Source organism: Pseudomonas sp. NFPP04, assembly GCF_900113815.1.
GTDB classification, from domain to species: domain Bacteria; phylum Pseudomonadota; class Gammaproteobacteria; order Pseudomonadales; family Pseudomonadaceae; genus Aquipseudomonas; species Aquipseudomonas extremorientalis.
The window spans coordinates 1-24,447 of the sequence record NZ_FOQS01000017.1; the positions used below are offsets into that span (position 1 = coordinate 1).

Sequence of the window (24,447 nt, forward strand, 5' to 3'; positions counted from 1 at the left end):
GCCAAAGGTCAAAACCGTCGAGCAACCAGTTCAGTTCCTGGACGCTCAATACGATGGCTTCGTCGGTGACGTCGGGCGAGGTTTTGAAACGCTCGGATTCCAGGCGCTTGAGCCAAAGACAGAAGCCGTTGCGCTCCCAATAGAGGATTTTCACCCGGTTGCGGGAGCGATTCAGAAAAACGAAAAGTACCGGGTCGAAGACGGCCACCTTGATATCCAGCTCGACCAGGGCGGCCAGGCCGTCGATGGATTTTCGGAAGTCCACGGACTTGGGGTAAAGGTAAACTTTTTCGACTTTGGCGTCGGGACGCATCATGAGGTGCTGGCTCCAGAAAGAGATCGGGAGAGCAGCATCGGGCTTCAATGGGCGGCTTTGAATGTGTGGGTGATGGATCGGTTACTGAGCACATAACTCAGCTAGTGCTCGGACCTCTGGCAGATCCGCAAACTCACAAGCCCCCAGCGGGGCCTGCCCCTCCTTACCAGTAATCTGATGGTATGCGTGCCCTTCGCCCGCCAGCAGGACATCCCGCAGATTTGCGTAAAGGGAGCTGAGCACCAGGTGCGGAATACGTTGGAGAAGGCTTCGGTAGATCCGAAACGCCTCTAGATCGAAGTCTCCCCAGAACTCGATAACCGAGTGGGTAAGCAAGCTGCTTAGTTCAGCTACTTCGGGATTTCTCCGCAATTGGATCAGGTCCGCCCAACTACCACTCAGGAGGCTCTGCAGCTGCTTCTCATACGCCTCACCGCTCCTGGAAAGCCCATATCCGCGATCTCAATTCCCAGCTACGGCATATCCAGCGGCTGTGCCAAACAAATCCCCTGACGCCGGTTGCTCCGGGTCAGATCCATGACCACCACGTGGATCAGACTACGTCTTTCCTGTGGAATAAGTTCAATCAAGGCATTACGCATTTCTTCAGCAGAGGTCGGAGTCTCAACTCCCTTTGGGGGGCTGCATGGAAGACTATTTTGCGAAACCCGTGTTCCGAACCATAGCACGCAGAAAATACCCCTTTGGTCCGAGCGCCAATCAATCAGGTATTGGCGATCCAACTGGCTACTTGCCGCATGCCATACTTTTGAGTGCCATTGCCCCTTGACCTCTAGTGGCAGCTGAATAGTGCCGCAACGAAACGCGAGGTCCACCCGCTTGTTTTCGGGCATATCTACTTCACTCATCATTGAGACTTCATACCTCTCCAGACGAGATCGCAACATGCCTGCAAGGTCGTCGCGACAGCGGTTTTCTTCACGAGGCTCTTCGCTGTCATTCCAGAACATGCGTACTGGATCAAGCTCATCACCCTGTAAAATGTTCTGCACGACCGCGAGCTCCTCCACGATCAGCGTCTTGAGATCCTCAGCGTTGCAAGGCCGCTCACCGCCTAGAAGTAGCTTCAGCTGCTCTGGCTCGATGGGCCTGAACATTTCCTCTGTATTCTTTTGTCGCTGGCTAACCTGTGCGTGCTTCAGCAGTTCGCTGTAGCTGTCGCTGGGTTCTGAAACCAATCGGGAGATTGCCCAGCAGGCATCGTCGGTCGTTTCTGCAGACAGCCGTTCGATGAGCAGGATAATGAAGCGAGACGCCTCGTCAGCATCGTCTTGATGTCGCACCCTTCCATCTGAGGGTAGGATCGGCCAGAAACGCCGGAACTGCGAAACAATCCACTCGGCCTGTCCTGCGCTGTGCTCCACCAACCGTCGGTTGCGCTCCAGCGTGAAAACGTCGCGCAATTTCCAGATAAACTCCGGTGCACTCAGCCTGTCGGCAAACTGGGCTTGCGCGTCTTCAAAATCGATCAGTACCTTCAACGCCAACCACTTTGAGTCAATTTTGGGGTCACTGCCCCTCCCATACAAGCGTGCATTGGCAATCTGGAGTAGTCTGTTTGACTCTCCTGAATCTAGGAGAAATAGAAATAGCTGCTTTTCTACTTCCGCATTCAGCGAACCCGCCCGAGCAAGCCATTCAGCTGCTAACACTATCGTCGTCGATCGCCAACTTTCAATAGTGACTAACCGGGTAATTCCCGGAATTACGCTCTGATCAACTTGCAGCGCTGGTTCTATCCACAGTCGGGCGAACGCTTCACGATCGTATTCTGTGCTAAGTACGATTTTCTCAAGCTCCAGACTAAGGTTGTATCGGTCTGGGTCGTTGGGCATTCGCCCCTGCTGATAACACAGCAAAAGCCCGGTTTTCAATAAATCGTGGGACAGGTCGGTAAACCCCACCTGACCACGCAGCCGGCACAAGAGCGCGGCGAAGATGGGTAAATTGAAAAGGTAATGCCGATTCTGAGCTAGCGCTTTAGCAACATCGGCTGCTGATGGCAGATCAGTCCGCTGTAACACAGCCTCAAAACCGATCAGCGCATCACGCGTCAGAGCCTTGCCGCACCAAAGTTTTAGCCGCTCCAACGCTGGGAGGGCTGTATGGAAAAGGCGTAGCGATCCAAGATAGTGTTTGGCCGGAAGTTCGATGAACGGAAGCTCCCCCGCGCGCAACTCGTTTTTGTGCTGACGATAATAACAGCGCAGCGAACGCCTCTCCTGGAGAGTTTTTCTGCGCTCACACGAAATAGCAAGTTCTTCACGCTCTCTCGAGCTTGCTGCTGACTGGGCGATTGAGTCGATCCTCCGCTCAATAAAATCTGCAAGTTGTGAGCAACCCGCTTCAAATTTTAGGCTCGCCGAGCGTAGCTCTTGGTCAATTCCACAGGAATAGGCTGCCGAATCAACCAAACCCTGCCAATCCTCACGCATGCCCCCGTCCTGGTTGCTGAACGTAGCGAGATACTCCATGAAATGAAGGTGGTCGTCCGCCGTTAGTTCTATCAGGTGCTCCTGCAAGATGGTTGCCTGGTAGAGGAAGATGTACCTACGTGCGTCTCCGAATAGAGCGTGGTGCTGAACGGCACGGCGCAATTGATTATCACTCGCCAATAGGCGTAGCAAAGACATCATCGCGAGCCCATTGCGGTCTGCGTGGGAGAGCATGCCAAGCCACTCCCATAGCACGCTTGGATTACTGCGGGTGACGACTCGTTCCGCAATCGCTCGCGTCACCAGCGAGGCAACGAGTTCGTGAATTTCGAAGGTGGCGGTGAAGTCCCGAGCATCTACCAGATCAATACGATTCGCAAGTAAGGCCAAAACCGGCGCCAGTTCAGACGTTGAAAGCTGGTCCGACAGCGATGAATATTCGCCTAGCCTATGCCCTTGGGGCTGCGGCGATCGGGGCAGCTCACAAAAACTCACTCCCAACCTTGCCAGTGTAGTTTCGACCAACAGTTCGGAATTTATTGTGAAACCGAGCATTTCGATAATCAGATAGGCAAGCTCGGCGGAGTTTCTTCTGATTTGAAGCAGCAATGCAGCAATTAAATCCTCCCACTCATCGCATTTGTACAGTGGCTTTAATGCAAGTGCAGAGGCGTATCGTTCGTGCATCGTACGCTCAGCGTTCAACATTACGTCGCACAACGTTTGTTGCAGAGAACGGGCAAGCAGAGTTCCCCGGATACTTTCTATCAGCAATGAAGACAAGTGCACATTGTCTCTTGACCTGATAGCTGCATCGACTTCACTCAACATAGCCTCGATCATTAGGCTTTTAGCGGAGAGGCCTTTCCAATCATGATCACGAAAATAAGGGTCCGTTTGCGCAATTGCTTGAAGAGATTTGAGTAGATACTTGAGCTGAGCATTAGTCAATTTCGTCGTATCGGCATATTGCATTACACCTAGCGGATCCGCAGTTATGACGTCTTCTGCCAGTTCATCTCTGTGAACGGTCAGCCAGGCATGCAGTCCCCGAAAACTGGCCGGCACCCTGCCACTACCCTGGAACTGGGCTAGCAACCGACGTTGCTTACGAGGATTGTCAGCCTGCCGGCTCAGCCAGCGAGCCCCCAGAAACTCCGCGATCACCCTATGGATTGGCTTGGCACGATATAGTCCCTCACTGTTGAACAATTTGCACCGCACAATCGCTCCAGCCGCTACCGGGTCGATAAGCGCACTGAGATGGGCCAAGCCGATATCGCTGTCAGCCACTAATGCAGGCCTGGCCAGACCAATGGCCTCCTTTCCCGCTAGCAGCAGCCCGGCCATGAGTGCACCTGCTGTATCCAGTGCTTGTTCGGTGGTTAGATGCCTCAACGCATCCGCTGCGCGCCCCTCATTATGCTCTGCCCAGAGCAGCCCACAGACTCGCTCGAACAGCGCTGAGCGCGAACTGGGCAAATGGGCGTCGGTTCTTGCAACTTTCCCCATCATTTCCAGCGTCAAGGGATTGTGATAAAGCTCCGAAATGCAATCGACATCCATACGATTGAGCACTTCGCCGACCTGGCTGACGTCAAGGACTTCAGCGAGGAGTCCTTCTGCTTCAGCCCGGTTCAAAGGCTCCAGATGAAAGACAACGGCCTGCTCCGAGTAAACTTCCCCGAGCTTCACCAGCGCATAGTCAGGCCACTCCCGAGCTCTGCAGGCCAGAATGAAATCGGGATTGTCTAGGTTTTCCAGCTTCGACAGAATCTCGTCGACAGCTGCGCATTCGTCGCTGGCGATAGCCTCGTCCACACTGTCAATCAAGAGTGGCTTGCCGGACTGAATCCCTTGTAGGACTGCTGATTGCCGCATGAAGCGGCTGGCCGACACTGCCTTCACTCCCAGCTTAGCAGCGAGCGAGCTGATCAGTCTGGTCTTACCCATCCCAGGTTCGCCCAAAATTATCTTGGGAGCGCTCACGTCGAGTAGCCCGGCTTCATCAATTACCAGCTGTTTGTTATCAATGTGATAGCTGAGACGTCGTGAAATGTAAGTAGGGGCCATGACCGGCATTCTCTCCTTAGCAACCGGACTTCAACGAAAGTGAAGCATTTTGCCCTAATGGAGAAACTATCGGTAGGGACTTGACCGATGAGTGCCCTGAGAAGCGCGCTGGTCCAACAGTGTAACTGCCCCCCTACCAGCCCCCTCTCATGCGGCGATGGCCAGTATCAAATCGTCATTTGCTCCGAACTATCGCGCACCGCCAAGAGACCGAGACCAACCCTAGCCGTTAGGAGGCGCTGATCACAAGCACCGCCTAGATATGAGGTTCAGCTAAAGATACGATTTTTTAGCGCTGACGCGCCGTCTCAACCATTTTGATCATTGCTTCGAGACTTCCACGCGGCCTATGCCCTTCGCAGTAAGCGTCCGGCAGGCTTCGCCTAACTGACTCGTCCCTTGGCCAAATCACCGTCCACGCTGGAGTTAGTAATGAAGACATAGCGACGACTGCTATCGGCAAGCAGCTGAGCTTTGGCTCGGGATCGCGGCTTCGACCCCTTGCCCCCCCCTTCGCCCCCTTTTCGTTGACTGCGCTCGCAAACTCCTTGGCGCTCCAGGCGCCAGCGCCCTTGAACTTGATTTGCACATGCAATTCGTCGCTAGCGATGATTTTGAGGCTGGCTTCGGCCGTTTCCTCCGGCACTGCTAGAAGCGCCATTACGTCGTCGTGAGATGCTGGCTCCACCACTACTTGGTCAGTGACGGCACCCGGACCAAACATTAGGCGCAACGCCACCCAGACAGTCACCAATTTCTGGTAGTCGTAGCCGTAGTAGGACGCGTTGGCCCCACCTTCGTTGTTTCCTATGGTCATAGAGATGCTTTTCCGCTCAAGATAGTGCAACCGGCCTCAAAGACCTGACTATCCCTCTTCTTGGCCGCTGGGTTGACTTGCCAGTTTGCTCCAATCCGAGGTATAGGTGACAACGGTGCCGGTTTCGGTACACGTCAAAGAGATCTCTGCATTTAGGTTGACGCTCAAATCATCGCCGCGAATTCCCTGCCACTGTGCCAAGTACCGTAATGAACCGAACTTTCGCATTTTCTTCAACGTTCGAGAAGCGCCGCCTTTCCAGTTCAATACGGGGAGAACACCGGCCCTACACTGCTCCGCCAACTGCGGGTCTCTCCGAGCAAGTCGGCGGCCAATTTCCCAGCAGTTAATCAGTCCTCGGTCACACTCTTCCCAAACTTGCTTCCAGCTCAGGCCTTCGCGATCTGGCTCGCAGATAGACCGATAAAGTATAAGGCGTGTAGGATCCGAGCGCTCTACTATCTCTGAGCTTTCGACACCCGAAAGTTCGTCTGGGACAACGTTAATCTCCGACTCCGCGAACCAGCCACTTGTTTTTATTTTTGCCAGCGCCAACTCCGGGTTTGAAGACCAGAGCACTAAAGCCAGGCTTTCACGTGCGCGACTACAAGTGACGTAGAGCAAGCGCAACGTGCGGTCGATGGACGTCTCCCTTTTTTGCTCTACATTATTTTCATCAGTTTCGCTTAAACCCTCTGCTCCGAATATTTTGTCATAAGAAAACAGAAAGCCGCCTGCTTCCTGATCATCCATGACAACTAGGACATGCTCGAACTCCGAGCCCTTAACTACTTGATGAGTAGATAGGTTGGAGTTTCCCTCAAGATAACTTTTGTATCTCCCAACTTCACTCCAGCGCGCTTTGAACAAAGCATGCCAGCCTCGTAGCCTTCTGTCTTCAGAAGACTCCGGGACGCCACGACCAGAAACTTCGGAAGGCGGCTCGATATCTCGAAACGCCTTAGCAAGACGATCATCAATATCGAATAGACCGGCACTAATAATTGGCTCGAGGATTTGTCTGACGGTCGCATCCGTCTTTGCACATAACTCTGCAAATTCCTTGACCGCAATGTTCATCTTCGCAAGCTGCTCTTTTTGAAGATCGGTATCGATTGATAACCGGCTTAGTCGATCAAATCGGTGCAAAACCTCCATCACTAAGAACTCATCCACATCAGATCGCCCATCGAAGCAAGCAGCCAATGCCGTGACTTCACGTAGGAGTACCCGCACCGCAGCAGGCCCTGTATTCTCACCACTGCCTTGCGGAGCAGTGGAGTCGGGATCTATAAGCAATAGTGCATTGAAGACTTCAAGAAATCCCCCGCGACGGGCGGCAAGTCGGTGCTCCAAAGCTAAAATCTGAAAACCCTTACTTGGACTACCCCATTCGCGATGGCCTGAAATCTCAGTCATTGCCTGAGCGCATCGAGCTTCGCCGGCAATCTTTGCGTCGGCCGACTGGGCTGTATTACCGATGAAAATCCGTACGGTGCCTGCATTTTTTTCTATTCGTGAATGTTGCTTCACGCCTACCACCGGTTGCGTCCGGCCATCCATCTCGGTTTCCCAGATGTGATTGATCAACTCCACGATTCGCTTCTGGCTACGGTGATTCATCTGCAATGCAGGACGTGCCCACGCTTCGGGTATCAATCCGGGTAAATCCTGGTGACCATCAGCATAAATCCGCTGGCGGTGGTCCCCAAGAAAGCCTAGAGCCAATCTTGTTGACTTTTCTTCCGCTACTTTCATTAGGGCACCAAGCATTCCCTTCATCGTATCTTGAGATTCGTCGATAAGAATTACAGGATGTCGATCCGCTAAAATTTGCCTGAGCGTAGGGCGCTCCGAAAGCAGCCATTCCGTGATTGCAATGATCTGCGCATGTTGTAGGGCACCTTCACCATAGGTATTACGGTCTGGGTGATAGATAAATCTCGGAATGGCTTTGATGGCTTCGGCTTTTTCCTGGAGGTCCTCAAGAATACGTTTATCCTTGGGGGTAGGGCCTCTCACCCGCTGCGCAGCGGTCTCTTTTGCCTTTTCAAGATTCTGAGCATTGATGCCAAGCAGCGCTTCTCGAATGTCGTCATCGAATCCCCCGATCAACCCCCAGCAAAACCCATGAATGGTGGACACCTTAGTAAGGTCATTCTCGCCAAGACGACCGTTTATCACGGATATCGCATTTCTGGTATACGTGATTACACGGATTGATTGCCCGCGGGACCGCAGCCGAGCGGCAAACTGTGTACCAGCGTCGTGAGCTTCCACTCCCGTCAGCCGGCGCAGGGTCTCAACAAGCGTCCGTGTTTTACCGGAACCGGCACCCGCAAACAAAAAGAAACTTCGAGGCTGGGGGGCGGCCAAGTAGGCAGTGACTTCGTCGACAACACTCGCATCACGATCATTTCCCTCTAATAGCATCATGGCTGCTCACCCGTTGATACTGGATTCAACTCTGATTCCAGCCATGCGAGTGCATCAGTAATGTATCCGGGACAAGCAAGCGGCGCCCCAAGGGAAAGCTGTTCAAAAAGGGTCGCAGCAAAATCACCCTTTTTGAAAGACCCCCGAAGCATTTTATGCAGACTCAGGTTCAACAGCTGTAGATCGGAATGCTCCTCCACCTCCCGAGCAGCTCTCCCCAAAGCGCCCTTCTCATCGATTTTGGATTTAAACCACTCAAGATTGGTTAGGATGAAGGAGTCTTCGAACGAACTCGGCCATGGACCGCCAACTGGAATCGGGATCTGCCAGGCAAATAAAACACGATTACCCTTATGACCAGTCCAAATCTTCTCATCTAGCTTGAGCTCAGCATAACTCGAGAAATTCTTTAGTTGAGGATGCCATTGAGCAAGCGTGTCATTTGCCGACATCAATATTGCCGAATCGGAAATTGCGGTCGCGACCCAGGTGGTCTTACCCTTCTCGCTTTTCGACTCACTAACGGGGTCAATATCCGTGATAACCACAGTAGGTATGCCCAATCGCTCTACTAATGGTTTTAGTCGGTGAGCATGGCTCCCTCCCACTCCTAGGAAAGACAGATAACGACTGCTCAATTCCTCAAAGTCACGATCTATGAAAAACGGAACAAGCATCCTCTCGGCGGTCCCCTCAACGAAGATAGCGGCGTCCGCAAATAGAAGGTCAGTATGTTGTACCTGAAAATATCTCTCCGCAAATATCCGGGTAGCTGCGTCGGCGCCAAAGGTATCCGCCAAGTTGATAACCTCAGCACTGGGCATTTCTTCAGGCTTGGTCGCCCGAACACGACGAACGTAACGGAGGCGACTGAAGCTCCCTGAGTGGGCCATATGACTCGAATGAGTACTAAGCAAAATCTGGCTGGAAAGGTGAGCGTCCGCAATTTCCTTTGGCGTGATGAGCTCAAATGCTCTCTTGGGGAAAATCCTCTGAACCTGAACATGAAGATGGGCTTCTGGCTCCTCGATTAGGACAAGATGCACCGCTGCCGGCGCGCCTTTTTCGGGACGAAGGCGAGTTTCCCGAAAGGACACCAATTGGTAACTGAGGGATTGAAGATTCTGGTAGCCAAGACCAATCGCATGCTCGGGAAGAAACTCATTGGGCTGACCGTCCAGGCGATACTGCACAGCGGTGCTGTGGTCTAGCAGGTCGGCGGTCTGAATTCGAGTCCGAAAGTGAATTTCCTGAGGATCATGAAGCCCTGGGTAACCAAGTTTTCTGACATCCTTGATCGAAGGCTCTAGGGCAGTTCTGATTTTTTCATCAAGTGCCCCTTGGGCGTTGGCTACCGCCAGTACCAATTCGGGGTGATGCCCAGCGCCAGATGTAGAACTATTCAGATGACGACGAGCATATTGCAGCATCTGGTTCGAAAAAAGCCCGACGCGATGCGGGTCGGATCCAGGACGTGCATCAGCTTCCTCTGACCCAAGTCCTCGCTGCGCGGCAATAAAATTGACCTTGATCAACGACGAGAGATGCGTGCGCTCGATCGGTTTCGCGTATGGAGAAAGATCCTGTGGCTTGCTTGACGGATTTCCTGACAACGGCCCTTTCGCTGGATCTAGCCTATACGCGATCACGTGGCTGAGATCACCAGGAAAGCGCAGCCAGTAATCCAACAAATCCGTCGGCCATGGCCTTGCAGCAGAATCCAAGGAGCGAACAAGCTGTCGAGCTTCACGGTATCGCCACGCGAGCTGTTGAAGATCATCAATGGTAGTCGCTGGCTCTAGCCGTAAACGGACGCCTACAGCGCCACCAGCCCATCGTAAAGATGGCAGGAAAGGACTGACTACATGGTAGGCGCCAGCCTGCGCATTGAACCACAGGTCTAACGTTGGCATGGTCGCCAAAAGATCCTGAAGGTACTGATGCCAGATCTGTGGGCTGGTATCACTCGATGCAGGTGGTTCGTCAAGCGCTTCCCAAACTTCACCAAGCCTGCGTAGCGTGGACCACTGATCCACGCTCAAGTCAAATGCGCCAAAAGCAGGAGAATCAGCTAAGAATTTCCTCAGGGCCAATAGAATTGAGGTCTTCCCGCTGTTGTTCGCTCCGACCAAGATAGTGGTTTGAGGATCAATCTTGAGCTCGATAGCCCCTAATCGACGAAAGCGATTTATCTCGACGTACGCGAGCTGTACATGTGGGCTGACAGCAACATTTTTTTCTTCGCCAGACATCAATACTCTTCCTTGAATACAACCGCATTGGGGGAGCTCAATCTGAGGGAGCAGAGTTTAGCTCGCTTTTGTAGCGGCCACTGGCTCAAATGATGGCCAATTGAAACCAAAGGAGCAAGCGTTGCCGCTCCTCGCCGTAGCTGGGCTACGACTCCTCGCGGCGCCTTGCCTGAACATGAAAATCGCTCGGCATTGTTACTTGCGAAAAACCACTCTAGTGCCGACGTTTTCGTCTGCACTGAAGCCCCCCGTCCTGCCGCCTGAGCCATTACAGCCAAGCATTCACAATGCAATGTCCTGTAAAAAATAATTTTACATTTTTTGTAAGCTACATTTTTCGTAAGCTATATTCGATGTACGCCATGGTTGGCGACCATTACTCCGAGCCAGTGAATCCTCATGATCAACGAGCCAATCCAGCGTTCCGAACTCCTCAAGACCTTGCTGTTGTGGGGCGGTCGACTCGGCAACGCACGCCTGCGTGAACTGTTAGGAATGAAGGTCACTCGCGTCAGTCAGATCATGAGTGAATTTCATAGCGAACACCCCAACTGGATGGAGTGGGACTCCGTCGCCCGAAGCTATCGGGCCACTCCAGCGGCTTACCGCACAAAGATTGACACCTCTTCATCGCTGGATCGTTATCTGTCATTGGTAGGGATTTCCCATACCCAGAACGAGTCGTCCAGCCAGCAAACGATATGGAATGCGTTTCCCGACATTTCCACACCTGTGCCGCGTGTGTTTGCCCAGATCAGCGAAGCCATCGAGCTCTCCCGGTGCATCCAAATCAACTACCGCTCGATGAGCAACCCTAGACCCCATCGGCGCGAGATCTCGCCTCACAGCATCGTGCGAGCCGGCCGTCGGTGGCACGTGCGTGCGTTTTGTTCGACCCGCCAGGAGTTTCGCGATTTCGCGCTGGGACGCATTGACTCCCCAAAGCTGCTGACCACCCCTGCCGCACGGTCAGCGGACGATGACCACCCCTGGAACACACAACTTCAGGTTCGGCTGATCGCCCATCCTAGATTGAGTCAAGCGCAGCAGGAGATGATCCGGTTCGAATACTTTTCAGGTACGGCGGAGCGGGTAGAGCGCTGTCGTGCAGCGATGGTCTCGTACTTCATACAGGACCTGCGCGCAGCAACGAATACGTCGAAACAGCTCCCTCCGGAGTTTCAGTTGGCTGTCGAGAATATGGAGGATCTACGACAATGGATGTTCACAGTGTAGGAGGCGCTGGCGCGAAGCTGTTCGAGCGCATACCTGATCGATTGTTCAGCCCGCTCGCCTCTACCAACCGGCTTCAGTACTGGTCGCTCCTGTGTTACCTGTACCGACGCCGTTTTGGCCCAGATGCACCGTTACCACCGAGCCGCGGCTTTGCACCGCGGGACCTTTTACAGGATGTCGAAGACCATATCCGGTACGCGCCCGATTGGCATCTGGAGGACGGCGATGATCCAGGGCTTAGCGTGGACCAGCGGGCGTCGAACTACTTCCGCCGCTTAGTACAGGCCGGCTGGTTCCGCACCGAGAAGCATGGGCTCGCTCAAACCATTTCGATGGCGCCGCCCGTGAACCAGATGCTCACGTTGCTCATCGATTACGCGGACAAGGACCCGGTCTTCGTCTCCGGAAAAATCCACTCCATCGATGCGCTGATCACCAAAGTAATGCAGGGCGAAGGGGGCGGGGACCTGTTTCGCGAGGCAGCAGAGCAATGCCGGAATCTGCTCATCTACATCAGGACCACCGGGACCAATGTACGCGACCTGATGGCCTCGATTTCCACTCAGGAGACCACCGCAGACTACGCTCGCCGCTTCTTTCAGGACTACGTCGTCAACATGTTCATCGGCGACTACAAGGAGCTGCGCACCCAAGAACACCCCTTGGCCAAACGCCCGCATATTTTGCAGGCGGTCGAGAAGCTCGCCACGATCCCCGAACACCGGGCCAAGCTGATGAATTGGTACATCACTCGACTGGCCGACGGAGACGAGACAAGAGCCGCTGCGGCTTTTGGCCGCGACCTGCGACGTCTGGAGGAACTGAATCGCGTCGAGGAGTATCTTGAGCGCCTAGACGATGAGGTCCGCAGCGCAAACAAATGCGCACTGATCGTTTTGCAGTATCGACTTCAAACGATCCGTCCCATTGACGATCTGCTGCGCCAAGCCATCGACGGGCTGCTGGGCAGCGGACTGGAAGGCGGGTTTGAAGGTGCCATGGACGCCTTGCCGCAGGTGTTCGCACCGGATGCGCTGATGAGCGCTGCCAGGCTTGCACAACCGCGCAAGGAAATTCAGCGCCTACCTCCGGCGCCCCTACGAAAGGCTGTGTTGTCGGAACACACCCGGGCCGTGGGCAATCTAGTCCGACGCGCTCAGGAGCGCAGGCGCATTACTCCGGCAAAACTACGCGACTATGCCAAGGCAGCGTTAGGTGAACACGACAAGGTCAAAAGCCAGGACTTGCCCGTCGACAGCATTGAAAACCTGCGCGCCTACCAAAGCTTCAACAGTCTGGCGACGGCTCTCAAATCAAAAATCGCCACCTCCGGAATACAGGCCCGAAAGCAGATACCGGGCTTCGATGTGGTGTGCGACGAAGACGGTACGAGCGAGCACCCCTTCCTCATCGCGCAGTCATTTCAAATCCGTCTGCGCAAAACAAAATCCGACCACAAAAGGGAATAGCCATGAACAGCCACTGGCAAGATCTGGCGAGCAATTCGAATGGATACTACGAAGAAGACGATTTTGCTGCGGCCACCTATCGTTTGGTCACGGATCAAGTGATCTATCACTCAGACCTAAAAGGGCGAAAGATCTACTCCATCATCGACCAGTACGAACGCCATATCGCCAAGGCTCTGGCACCGCTGGGAGTGACCATCGGTGTGGATCGTCAGTTGCTGTACGCCTATGCCCTTCCCCAACACCCCAGCCTCACGACAGCAACGATCCCGCAGACGATGTTCGCCCTGGTATTACGCGGGCTCTATGAGGATGGCATGCGCGCGGGCCAGGTGTCGGACGACAGTGGGGAAATCATCTGCGACTTCATCGAGCTGCAGGAAAAATACCGCCTGATGACCAACCGGGAGCTGCCGCCCAAAGGTGAGCTTGAAACCCTGATCCGCACGGCCAGACGGTGGGGCATCGTTCGTCGGCTGGAGGCCGGCGACACCCATCTGTCAGGACTGAACATCGAATCCGACGATGGTGGCATCGCGATCCGCCCCGCCATACGGGTCATCCTCGGCGAAGCCGCTCTGCAGCAGCTTGCCCTGTGGGGAGCCAAGGACCGCGACGTCGAACTGCCGCCTGCAGAAGACAGCGATGCCCAACAGCCTAGCCCGGACGACATCCCATGAAGCGCCTTGAAAGCATCAAGCTGGTCCAGTTTCTATTGTACGAAAGCGAAGAATTCCCTGTAGGAGAAACCAGCGGCATCTTCGGTCCCAACGGCAGCGGTAAAAGTTCGGCGTTGGATGCGGTCCAGATTGCGATGTTCGGGGCGAACAAGAATCACATGGCCTTCAACGCCCAAGCCGACTCATCGGGGGTCAAGATGTCGCGGTCGCTTCGCTCCTATTGCCTGGGGCAGTACGGCGACGAAATCACCCAGTGCGCACGCCCTAACGCCACGACCTACATCACTCTAACCTGGAGAAACACCGAAACGAACGAGCCGACCACGACCGGCATCTGCATTGAAGCCTCACTCGACAGTGAGGATGCGACGGTGGTGGGTCGCTATGTGGTCAACGGCATTGAACTGGCCATGGCCGACCACCTGCAATCCATTGAAGGTGACCTGACCCCCCTGCCCTGGAAGAGTTTTCGCACCCGCTTGATGGAGCGCGCGAAGATTCTCGGGGAAAACCCGTTCTACGATGACCCGTCTAGCTTTACCAAGCAGGTCCTGTTCGCGTTGAGGGGCAGGAATGGGCAACCCTCCTACGATGCCTTCATCCGGGCGTTCCGCTTCGCGCTGAGGATGAAGTTCGACAAGTCTGTCGATCACATCGTCCGCAACGATGTGCTGGAGAGAAAGCCGACGAACATCAAGAAGTTCAAGGCCATTGTCGACACCTTCAAACACCTCAATCTGCTCATCGAAAACGTTGAAAAGAAAATCGCTCAGGGCAAGAAGGTCGCCGGCCGCTACCTCGAGGCACAGACCAAGCTACGCCGTGCAGTCTCATGGCGTGGCCTGGCAGCCATTGCTCAGGAGGAGGAGGCTCAACTCGCTTGCGAAACCGCCGAGGAAGTTCTTGAACAGGCCAGAAGAACGACTCAACAGCTCAATACTGCCAGCCAGCACATGAGCGATTCGCTGGCTGCCTCGGAGGGCGAACTCAGTCACCTGAGCACGCGTCAGCAACTGCATGCCGCGCACAAGGAAAATGCAGACGCCCAGCTGGATCAGCAAAATGCTCAACAGCAGCTGGCCAGAGAGACAGAAGTATTTAATGGAGACTTTCAAAAGGTCAGCAGCGCACTGGAGGGTGTTAGTCGCCTTATCTGACAGCGCTGCAAGAGCAGGCTCGATCACTTGCGGCGCGCCTGCGCTTGTTGGTCGCCACTCCGGGCTTGGCCAGCGTAGAGACCCTACGAGCGCCGCTGGACGCCATGGCAGTATTAGGGCAAGAGATCAGGGCAAAGCTGGAGACCGTCCATCAGGACCTTTCGGATCAGGCGTCCGATTTCGCAGATCAGGTGCGCATTCTGGAAGGCTCACTCAAACGGGCCGAAGAAGGACGGGCACCGCTGAGCAACTATGCCCAGATTCTGTTGGAAGAGCTGCGGGATGAGGGGCTCCATCCGACCCCGGTGTGCGATCTGGTGAAGATCACCGATGTACGTTGGCAACCGGCAATCGAAGCCTACCTGGGCAAGAACACCGAAGCCTTGTTGCTGCCTGAAGATCAGGAAGAGCAGGCGTTTGCGATCTACCGCGGCTTGAAGGGGCGCCGAACGGCCTTCGGTGTCAAGATCGTTCGCAGCAACCAAGTCAAAGTGGCCCCTATGAATCTGAACGGTCTGGCCGCAGAATTGATCGAGGGCACCAATCCCATCGCCGTCGCTTATCTGCGCGGTCAGCTCGGCAACCTGAAGCGCGCCGAGAAAACCGGCGATGCGCTCAAGGGTGAAAGAACTCTGACCGTGGACGGCATGTATGTCAGCCCGCGGGACTTTGAACGGCTCAAACTCGATGATGACAGACTGCGGATCGGCGCGGGGACGCGAAGCCAGACCGAACGAATCAAGGCCGACTTGGCATCTGCTACGCTCAAGCTCAAGCAGACACGGGAGCAACTGAGCGCTGTCAAAGACACGCTGGACCTTACCAACGGTTTCGGCAGCGAGCTTGCCAGCCGCCTGCTCGTTAGCCGGATGACGGCGTACGAACAAGCCGTTCGCCAGAGTGAGCTTGCTGACCAGCGGGTGGCCAACATCGCAGACGCGGAATACCTCGAGATCTGCGAACGTATAGCGACACTTCAGCGTGACGTGAATCAGCTCAAGCTGAAGGAGCGAGCAGCCTCTACAGCCGCCGCGAGAAGCGAATCACTTATTCCCGGGCTGGTAGCCGCTCATACCAGCAGCAAGCTTCATTATGAGCAATGCGTTCTGCTCAAGCAGCAATGCCGTGAGCAGGTCGACTATGACGCCGGTTTCGTGTCTGCCGAATGGAGCCGACTGATCGAGCGTTTCGAATCGCCACAGGCGATGGTTGCCCATTGCAACCGAGAGTCCCAGCAAGACGAGCAGGCCGGAACCAAACTGGCAACCAGCGCGCAAACCCAATTGTGGGCCTACCTTCAGGAACACCGAGAGTCCCTGACTCAACAGGATCTAGAGGATTGGCGGATCGCCAAGGCCTGGATCGACAGCTATGTACAAAAGCTCGAAGTCACCGAGCTTCCCGAATACAAAGCGCAGGCCCAAGATGCGTATCAAGCCTCTCAGGAAACGTTTCGGCGGGACGTGGCCATCGCGCTCAACACCAACGTTGTGTTTCTTCGACAGACCTTCGAACGGCTCAACGCAGCCTTGAGCAGTACTCCACTGTTTACCAATGGGGAGCGCTACCAGTTCATGTACAAGACCCGGCCACAGTACAAAACTCTGCTCGATTTCATCAAAAAAGTCGCTGACTACGGCGTAGACGGCGGGCTGTTTGGTGAGGCTGGCACCATTCCGCCTGAGTTTGAAGAGTTACTCAAGGAAAAGGCCACTGCTGGCAATGCAGGCGAGAAAAGCCCACTGGATGACTATCGTGAATTCTACGAATTCGATATTCGCATCGAGCAGGTCGCACCGGACGGCACCGAAAAGACCATTGGCCATCTGAGCAAGCGGATTGGCTCGGGCTCAGGAGGCGAGCATCGTGCTCCGCTGTACGTCATCGCCGGTGCTGGCCTGTGGTCCGCGTACCGCATGGACCATGGTGCCAATGACGGCTTACGCCTGATCATGCTGGATGAAGCATTCGACAAAATGGATACCTCCAACATTGTGGCCACGATGAAGTATCTGCAGGAGCTTGGCCTGCAGGTCCTGCTTGCAAGCCCTGGAGAAAATCTCGGGATCCTCAACGCATTTCTCGACAACTACTTCGAGATTCAGAAGGACGCCGTGCGCCACGCGGTACAGGTTGATCGAGTGGATGTTACCCAGGCGATGCGGGATCAATTCCGTGAGGATCTCTGGGAATTTCATCCAGAGCTGATCGAAGAAGAGATGCTGTCGATGAAGGCGAAGTCAAACGGCCCTCAGATCTCTCCTGACGGGGCGGCGCTATGACAGAACAGATCGCCCAGGAGCTTCTTCTGAAACTGCTAAAAATGGGTAACAAATCAGAGGCGGGAGTGCGTCAGCATGCCCCCGCGCTGACTGCTGCCAAACTCAAGCCTTATGGGTCGCTGAGAAACTGGCATCAGAAACGTGAGTGCGAGGAAATCTTCCTCGCCGCACGGGATGCCGGCGCTATCAACTTCTTGCGCGACAAACTCAATCCTGAGGACGGGCTCATCGAGCGGATTGAGCTGATCGATACCTCCGTACTCGCCCGTTTTTTGAAGCAGACAACGCATCAAGAGATCATGGCCGATGCCAGAGAGCTGCTTGCACCTCATCTGGCGCGGTATGACGTGCTGGAGGAAGTCATCGAGCGGTGGTCGCGCATGGCCAATGTGCGTAGTTACGGACCGACAGACGCAAGCAACTGGATCGAGGCCATCACCGTAATCGACCAGTGCTTGCAGATGCAGGACGTTACACTATCGCCCGTGCGCGAAATGAGCGCCCGCCTGCTTCGCAACAGCAAAAGGATCGAGCAACTGACAGTCCAACTGGATGTTCTGCTGCAAGGGTCGATTGAAGCGGCGGCGAGAACACCCGCAGAGGTCTGGCAGGAGCTTGGCCTGTTCAAGGAGGAGCAACCTGTACTGCTGGCCGGCAACGTGGCCATCGTCAGGACTCGGGTGACGGCCATGCTCGACGAGCCGTATACAGGTTTGCCTGCGACTGCCATTCAGTCGATCTCAGGGCCAGTAGAAAGCGTGCTTACCATCGAAAACCTAACTACGTTCCATTCTGAGGCCAAGCGTCATCCTAGTCGTCCCACTTTACTGATCTACACAGCTGGCATGCCATCCCCGGCGTGGCGGGCTATGTATCAGCGATTGTTGTCGGGCATTGCGCCAGGAACGCCCGTTCATCACTGGGGGGATGTCGACGAAGGCGGCTTTCGCATCGCCTCTGTTCTGGCCAAGACATCAGCGGCCGCCGGTCATGCGCTCATGCCTTATGCCATGACCCCAGACCACGTCCCTGTGAGCATGAGAAAGCCAGCCTCGAAACGGACACTGACCCGGATGAAGCATTTCGCAGAATTAGCGGGCTGGGCAAGCCTGGGTAAGGAATTGTTCGAGGCAGGGTTTATTGTCGAACAGGAAGCGCTTTAGGGGCTGTACGCAATCCCGAGAAACCTATCATTTCCCTGGAAGTGGTGTAACTCATCCTGCGGCGCTATTGAGCGTCCTCCCCGCCTATACTTGATCAGCAGAAAGCCAAGATTGACTATGTAAGGATTTTTCCTTACCATTCAATCAATACATCCGGGAGAACGCCCATGCCTGCCATCCACGAAATCGCAACGCTAACCTCGAAGGGACAGGTCACACTGCCCAAATCCGTTCGCCAGCTTTTGGGCATTGACACTGGTGGCAAAATTGCATTCGACGTACGCGGGGGTGAAATCGTGGTCAGCCGCGTAGAAACCACCCACGAAGACCCTGCCATCGGTGCGTTCCTGGGTTTGCTGGAGGCTGATATCCGAGGCGGCCGCAACCTCACCACTCTGCCAGAAGACTTGGCGCAAACCATGCTCGCCAACGCAAAGCACTCCGTAAACCTGGACGAAGATATCGATGGTGAGGTCGCGATCTGATGCTGCGAAATGGCTGGACCCTGTTGTTCCATGAAGGTGTGACTTTACAGCTACGCAAATTGCACGAAGCCGCCGCCCGAGCTGAACAGAACGATCCGCAAGGTTTTGAGAGCAACGCCAACGTCAAGCTGTTTCGGGCATTGAGCCATCTGATCATGGAGGCTGTACCTGCCGACCCAGGCCGTGATGAGTTCCGCCAAGGCAACACGCTGGGCACCGCCTACAGACATTGGCGCCGAGCAAAAATCGGCAGGCGCTTTCGGCTGTTCTTTCGCTACGACTCAAGGTCCAAGGTCATCGTCTATGCATGGGTCAACGACGAAAATACCCTACGGTCCGCAGGCAGCAAATCAGATCCCTACGCCGTATTCGAGAAGATGCTGGGCCGCGGCAACCCTCCTGATGACTGGGATGCGCTGACTGCTGCGACGCGTAGCGACTGGGACGAGCCCAAAGCATAAGTTGCGCGACTGGGTGAGGGATGAATCTTTTCAATCATGCGGTCGCCGATGTACTTACCGGTGTTCTGATCACAGCTGTTCCGTTAGCTGCTATTTCTGTATTCGATCAGAACAAAGGCGAGTTCCTATTCCGCCGCATCGACACTAAGGCACTAGACGTCCCTGATGTAACCGCAGAGCCAAGGCCGACATCGGCATAAGCGGTACCTAGGCACGCGGGCGCTCGCACTCGACCGCCCGCTAGCTGCGCCTGACTACCCGACACATGTCGAAACCGCACCGGCCACTTTGCGTTAGCGGGGCCGAACAAGAACTGGGCTGCGCATAACCAGCTTTGGTTTCCAGGTCAACGAGGGAGAACGTCTTGGCGTTCCACTTCCCTACCCCAGTTTGGGCGTACACTGAAAGCCACCCGGAGCCATGCTGGAATTTGTCAGGAATCGCCATTCGCGATCGCTCACATAGCCAGTGCGGTTGGGGGCAATAATGGGGGCACATTTGACTTTTTTCTGCCTGAAAACACCGTCCTAGAGCCTAGTCAAAATGTTTTTTGGGGACCCCGACAGTTTGTAATCGAAGTCCCCATCAAGCTTCAAAAAAAACCTTTAATAACATTGCATGACCGACTAACCCAGTGCGCCGCAGCTTGTCTGGATCCCCTGAGTTCAAAACCGAATCAGCGGCAAATTTTGGCTCGTTAAGTTGATTGTCACATCCTGAACATTCCGCAAATCAACCTTCTCTGAGTTTACTCATGTTCTGATCTTCGCTTGGTGCAAACCTCTCCTCACCCGCTACGGGTACCCAGCCGTTCAACGGTGTCAGGAAATGCAGTTCAAAACGACGTGACAGGAACGCCCATTTTCCGTTCCGACGTTCAAACCTGTCGTGATACAACCCGCTGACTTGGACCGGGCCTTTTTCAGTGTCGACTCTTCGTGCCAGATTCCGCTCAGGAGCGACACGTCGATGCGATCGAAGGCATTGGCGTAGGCGCTGATCAGCGACTCGATGGCGGCGCGACCTCCAGGGCGTCCAGTCGGGTGTTCAATTCTTCACTGTTCATGTTGAGGTGTCCTGCGGGGGGCTTCGCAAAAGCGACAAAAGCAACCCTCTGCAAGGGTTGCACCAGGTTCGATCGGGAGGTCAGATCTGCGACAGCCCGCCGTCGACCATCAGTTCCACCCCGTTGACATATTTCGCATCGGCGGATGCGAGGAACAGCGCTGACGAGGCGATTTCTTCAGGTTGGGCCATGTATCCCAGCGGAGTGATCTGCTCGACATGGTGGCGCAGCGCGGCAATGTCGCTTTCGCTCATCTTCAAGCCGTTGTCCATCAAAGGAGTGCGGGTGAAGCCAGGGCTCAGGACATTCGTTCGGATCTTGCGGCCTTTGAGTTCGTTGGCCCAGGTCCTGGCGAAGGACCGCACGGCAGCCTTGGATGCGTTGTAGAGACTCAGTCCTTCCATGCCATTGCTGGAGCAGATAGACGCCGTCAGCACAATCGAAGCGCCGTTTTTCAACAAAGGCATCAACGTCTGAACAGTAAAAAACACGCCCTTCACGTTAATGTCGAAGAGGTTGAAGTACGCCGCCTCGGTGGTCTCGCCCAGCGGGTTCTTTTCGCAAATACCCGCGTTGGCAAACACTGCGTCCAACTGATCGTTGCGCCCCTCAATCGTCGCCTTGAGCTGATCGAGATCGGCCTGGCGCGCGACATCGGAAATAACCGCGATCGCTCTATCGCCAAGCCTGGCCACCGCAGCCTCCAGCGTGGCTGCAGAACGCCCAGTGATGTAAACACGCGTGGCCCCCTCTGCAATCAAACCCTGCGCAATCGCATACCCGATCCCGGTGGATGCGCCGGTGACCACTGCCACCTGACCAGCGAATTTACCTGACATATCTGACTCCTCAGTCTCGTTTGTGTGGACCGACTGGAACCACAGTGCGGCCATTTTGAGAGGAATCAGGCACTCGACGGCACTGCCATAAATGAACGCTGGGCGTTCAATTTTGTGAGGCGTCAGCCCAAGTTTGATCGTTTAGATTGGGCCCCATTGATTCGGGGCATGACCCGCCATCGTGAATATTCTGGAACCGAAGGGTTCCAGGCAGGAGACCTTATGCCACAGACAAAAATCGCCCCACCGGAACCGCGGCGCTGGTTGATGTTCGCCATCTTATTGGTCGGTGCGTTTTTACCGCCGCTGGATTTTTTCATCGTGAACGTGGCGCTGCCCTCGATCCAGCAATCGCTCGGCACGGCCTCCTCCGCCGAACAGTTGATCATTTCCTCGTACGCGGCGCTTTATGCCGTGACACTGATTACCGGCGGACGGCTGGGTGATATCTACGGTCGCATGAGAATGTTTTTCCTTGGCCTGGTTGGTTTCGCAGTTGCCTCACTGATCTGCGGCGTCGCCGAGTCACCTTGGGTGTTGATCGCCGGACGTTCGCTGCAAGGCGTGACGGCAGCCGTCATGGCGCCCCAGGCACTCGCTTCGGCGCAGGCTATGTTTCCCGAGTCCGAAAAGCCCTTGGCGCTGAGTCTCTATGGCGCGGTCTTTGGGCTGGCGTCAGTAGCCGGCCAGGCACTTGGCGGGATATTGATAGCGCTCGACTTGATGGGCTTGGGGTGGCGGGCGATATTTCTGGTTAATCTACCGATTGCGTTGCTGGTCATTCTGATCGCCATTCCCGTGGTCAGGGAAACCCGCGCGCAACGGACAAGCAAGCTGGATCTGGGTGGAACCGTCCTGTCCATGGCGACCCTTGGGGCGCTGATCGTTCCATTGATCGAAGGGCGTGAAGCCGGCTGGCCCTTGTGGGCCTGGCTGTCGCTTGCGGCCGTACCGCTGCTGGGCTGGCTGTTCTGGCGCTACGAAGCCCGTTTGCACCAGGCGCAAGGCGCACCGTTGCTTGATCCTGTCGCATTGCGCACGCCTGGGTTGGGCCGGGCACTGCTCGTCGCCCTGACCTTCTACGCGATCGGCGTGTTTTTCCTGCTGTTTTCCATGTATTTACAAGGAGCGCTGCATACGAGCCCACTCAATGCAGGCCTGATCTTCCTTCCTTTTGGCGCGGGATTTTTGCTGGGCCCGCTTTCCACCCCTCAATTCAGGCGTTTCCTGGGGGCTTACGTGAACCCCGTCGGAATGGGGCTTGAGGTGCTGGGGTTCGTGCTCCTGGCCTGGCTCGTGACGCACACACCGATGGCCGTCACGCCCCCTGCGCTGCCCCTCGCCGTCATTCTGTTTCTGATCGGTTTCGGACAAGGACTGGCCCTGCCGACATTGATGCGAATGATCACAGGACGCGTGGCGCCCGCGTATTCCGGCATGATTGCGGGCATTGCCAGTTCTACCCTGCAAATCAGCACATCACTGAGCGTGGCGATAATAGGCGGCATTTTCTACACCCTCCTGGGCACGGATACGGACGCGGCCGCCATCACTCACGCCTTCACCGTTTCCATACTCTGCATCGCGGCATGCCTGGCCTTGGGCGCGGGACTCAGCCTAAGCCTGGCGCGCCAACCAGCTGCCCAATTGCAAACGGCAGCCCTGCGCCCAGTAAAGTGAATCATCGGCCCTGCTGCGAGCCGATCATGCTCGAGGCAAGGTCGGCAAGGGCACGAAGACTGTCCATCTGCCGCATGTCCTGGTGGTAACCCATCCAGATGTCGCGACCCGGTGGCGGTTCATGCGGATCAATCAGCCGCAGCGCTGTCAACTGGTCGCCCAGGACGCGGGGCAATACGGCGACACCCTGCCCTTGCGCGCACATGTGCGCCTGGGCTGTGCGACTGCTACTGGTGAACACCTTACGGGCCAGAGGGTAACGCTGCTGCAGCCATTGCACATCGGGATAGTGAGACTGGGCAACACTCATGGTGATCAACCCCACCCCGTCGCCCTGCGGCTCGGGGTCAGCGGATCCGACGGCCGCGTATAACCCGTAGCTCAAGGTAGTCAGTTTGCGGTGGACAATATCGGGTTCGGTGAAAGGAACGATCCGAAAGGCAATGTCGGCGTCGCGACGAGCCAGGTCAAACAATCGATGCCCTGCGATGACCTCGGGCACGATCAGCGGATAACGTCGCCCCAGTTCATTCAGGACCGGGGCCAGCACATAACAGGCGAACCAGTCGGCGCAAGAAATGCGCAACACACCTTCTGGCTGTGCGCTGTCCCCCGCAAGGCGCCTTTCGATTGCCAAGGCACTTTGCTCCATTTCCTGCGCCAGACTGAGCAGCTTTTCTCCGCTGTCGGTCAGAACCAGACCCTGGGTGGTACGCAGGAAAATGGGCTGGCCACTGGACTGCTCAAGCACCTGCAAGCGTCGCCCCACGGTCGGATGGCTGACACCCAACTGCTTGGCGGCAGCGCCCAGCGACCCGCTGCGGGCAATCGCGAGAAAGACCCGCACATCACTCCAGTCCATGCGTTACCCCGTACAAAAAAGAACAGTGAGAGTGCAGCGATGGCACTGCCGTAGCAATCTCAGGCCCGACATACTGCTCTGCATACACCTTCGTTGAAACACCAACCGGGGACTGCAAATGTCAACTTTCGGGAGTCGCGTACGACCACTTCAACCTGACCGCAGGACCCTGACGTTCATTAAATCAAACACTGAAAAGCTTCCACAGTATCGCGTAAGGCATCTCATCATCAGCAATGTCATGCGACCGAAAATAATAAACAGCCGATGCGCTTTCCAAGCCCTTATGAACAAATGCACCGTCAGACATGACACGATAAGAGGCGTACTCCATTAACCTGTCAGAACCAAGAGCGCCAAGCGCCTCTTTTATCTGACGGTAGGTCGCACCCGCCTTCGATCTGCACAGCGACGACCACTCTTTCACGTTATCTGCCTCTAGCCTATTGCGGCCATTGATTATCCAGCCTTCGACCCTGCCAGCCCTGAGTGCACTCTCCGCGGCTGCTTTGGCCGATCCCTCAGGCATATTCTTTACGGAGTTTATGATCTCTGATTGCCAGGCCTGTAACTTTGAATCGGGCAAGGAATTCGGATAGCCCCCGCTGGCGTTGGCGTATCCGAGGTCCGAGGCGATGCGCATCACAGACTCGTTGCCGCTCAGTGTGCCTGACCCGGCAGGTGCATTTGGCAATGCGAGGCAGAAACATAAGACAA

At 55.4% G+C, this 24,447-nt stretch carries 17 protein-coding genes; 9 read left to right on the forward strand and 8 right to left on the reverse strand.

Going from position 1 to position 24,447, the window contains the following annotated elements:
* From tnpB to BM017_RS26385, 5 genes are all read right to left on the reverse strand, one after another.
* Positions 1-316: IS66 family insertion sequence element accessory protein TnpB (gene tnpB / locus BM017_RS26360; RefSeq protein ID WP_139216879.1), on the reverse strand; the 316-nt coding region annotated here is incomplete at its 3' end.
* 473 nt (positions 317-789) lie between these two features.
* On the reverse strand, positions 790-4,845 hold the full coding sequence (locus BM017_RS26370) for an NACHT domain-containing protein (protein WP_092493173.1): 4,056 nt from the start codon (positions 4,843-4,845) through the stop codon (positions 790-792).
* 289 nt (positions 4,846-5,134) lie between these two features.
* The gene (locus BM017_RS26375) at positions 5,135-5,662 is read right to left on the reverse strand and encodes a hypothetical protein (protein WP_092250082.1); all 528 of its coding nucleotides are present in this window, start codon (positions 5,660-5,662) and stop codon (positions 5,135-5,137) included.
* 48 nt (positions 5,663-5,710) lie between these two features.
* The gene (locus BM017_RS29770) at positions 5,711-8,098 is read right to left on the reverse strand and encodes a UvrD-helicase domain-containing protein (RefSeq protein WP_092250084.1); all 2,388 of its coding nucleotides are present in this window, start codon (positions 8,096-8,098) and stop codon (positions 5,711-5,713) included.
* Positions 8,095-10,350 (reverse strand): AAA family ATPase, encoded by a 2,256-nt coding sequence (locus BM017_RS26385; RefSeq protein WP_092250087.1) that lies wholly within the window; start codon positions 10,348-10,350, stop codon positions 8,095-8,097. The genes BM017_RS29770 and BM017_RS26385 overlap by 4 nt, the downstream gene beginning before the upstream one ends.
* Positions 10,351-10,749: 399 nt before the next feature.
* Between BM017_RS26385 and BM017_RS26390 the strand changes: the two genes are divergently transcribed.
* The 8 genes from BM017_RS26390 (at position 10,750) to BM017_RS26425 (ending at position 19,283) form a co-directional block, all read left to right on the forward strand.
* The gene (locus tag BM017_RS26390; protein ID WP_092250089.1) at positions 10,750-11,586 is read left to right on the forward strand and encodes a helix-turn-helix transcriptional regulator; all 837 of its coding nucleotides are present in this window, start codon (positions 10,750-10,752) and stop codon (positions 11,584-11,586) included.
* The gene (locus BM017_RS26395; RefSeq protein WP_092250092.1) at positions 11,568-13,055 is read left to right on the forward strand and encodes a Wadjet anti-phage system protein JetA family protein; all 1,488 of its coding nucleotides are present in this window, start codon (positions 11,568-11,570) and stop codon (positions 13,053-13,055) included. The genes BM017_RS26390 and BM017_RS26395 overlap by 19 nt, the downstream gene beginning before the upstream one ends.
* Before the next feature lie 2 nt (positions 13,056-13,057).
* Complete coding sequence (locus BM017_RS26400) at positions 13,058-13,735, forward strand: DUF4194 domain-containing protein (RefSeq protein WP_092250095.1); 678 nt, start codon at positions 13,058-13,060, stop codon at positions 13,733-13,735.
* Positions 13,732-14,892 (forward strand): ATP-binding protein, encoded by a 1,161-nt coding sequence (locus BM017_RS26405; RefSeq protein ID WP_092250098.1) that lies wholly within the window; start codon positions 13,732-13,734, stop codon positions 14,890-14,892. Before BM017_RS26400 ends, BM017_RS26405 begins: the two co-directional genes overlap by 4 nt.
* A 44-nt stretch (positions 14,893-14,936) precedes the next feature.
* Positions 14,937-17,174: an SbcC/MukB-like Walker B domain-containing protein gene (locus BM017_RS29210; RefSeq protein ID WP_170856124.1), complete on the forward strand. Its 2,238-nt coding sequence runs from the start codon at positions 14,937-14,939 to the stop codon at positions 17,172-17,174.
* Positions 17,171-18,337 (forward strand): Wadjet anti-phage system protein JetD domain-containing protein, encoded by a 1,167-nt coding sequence (locus BM017_RS26415; RefSeq protein WP_092250101.1) that lies wholly within the window; start codon positions 17,171-17,173, stop codon positions 18,335-18,337. The genes BM017_RS29210 and BM017_RS26415 overlap by 4 nt, the downstream gene beginning before the upstream one ends.
* 167 nt (positions 18,338-18,504) lie before the next feature.
* Positions 18,505-18,822: a type II toxin-antitoxin system PrlF family antitoxin gene (locus BM017_RS26420; protein WP_092250104.1), complete on the forward strand. Its 318-nt coding sequence runs from the start codon at positions 18,505-18,507 to the stop codon at positions 18,820-18,822.
* Positions 18,822-19,283: a type II toxin-antitoxin system YhaV family toxin gene (locus tag BM017_RS26425; RefSeq protein WP_092250107.1), complete on the forward strand. Its 462-nt coding sequence runs from the start codon at positions 18,822-18,824 to the stop codon at positions 19,281-19,283. The genes BM017_RS26420 and BM017_RS26425 overlap by 1 nt, the downstream gene beginning before the upstream one ends.
* A 1,146-nt stretch (positions 19,284-20,429) precedes the next feature.
* Here the strand turns inward: BM017_RS26425 and BM017_RS26435 are convergent.
* Entirely contained in the window at positions 20,430-21,188 is a 759-nt protein-coding gene (locus tag BM017_RS26435; RefSeq protein WP_092250278.1) for an SDR family oxidoreductase, read from the reverse strand.
* Between the two features lie 168 nt (positions 21,189-21,356).
* Here BM017_RS26435 and BM017_RS26440 point away from each other — a divergent pair, with 168 nt between their 5' ends.
* On the forward strand, positions 21,357-22,868 hold the full coding sequence (locus tag BM017_RS26440) for an MFS transporter (RefSeq protein ID WP_371914606.1): 1,512 nt from the start codon (positions 21,357-21,359) through the stop codon (positions 22,866-22,868).
* 1 nt (position 22,869) lies between these two features.
* Here BM017_RS26440 and BM017_RS26445 read toward each other — a convergent pair whose 3' ends face one another.
* On the reverse strand, positions 22,870-23,730 hold the full coding sequence (locus tag BM017_RS26445) for a LysR family transcriptional regulator (RefSeq protein ID WP_092250113.1): 861 nt from the start codon (positions 23,728-23,730) through the stop codon (positions 22,870-22,872).
* 184 nt (positions 23,731-23,914) lie between these two features.
* Complete coding sequence (locus tag BM017_RS29220) at positions 23,915-24,373, reverse strand: hypothetical protein (protein ID WP_175486663.1); 459 nt, start codon at positions 24,371-24,373, stop codon at positions 23,915-23,917.
* Positions 24,374-24,447 lie beyond the last annotated feature (74 nt).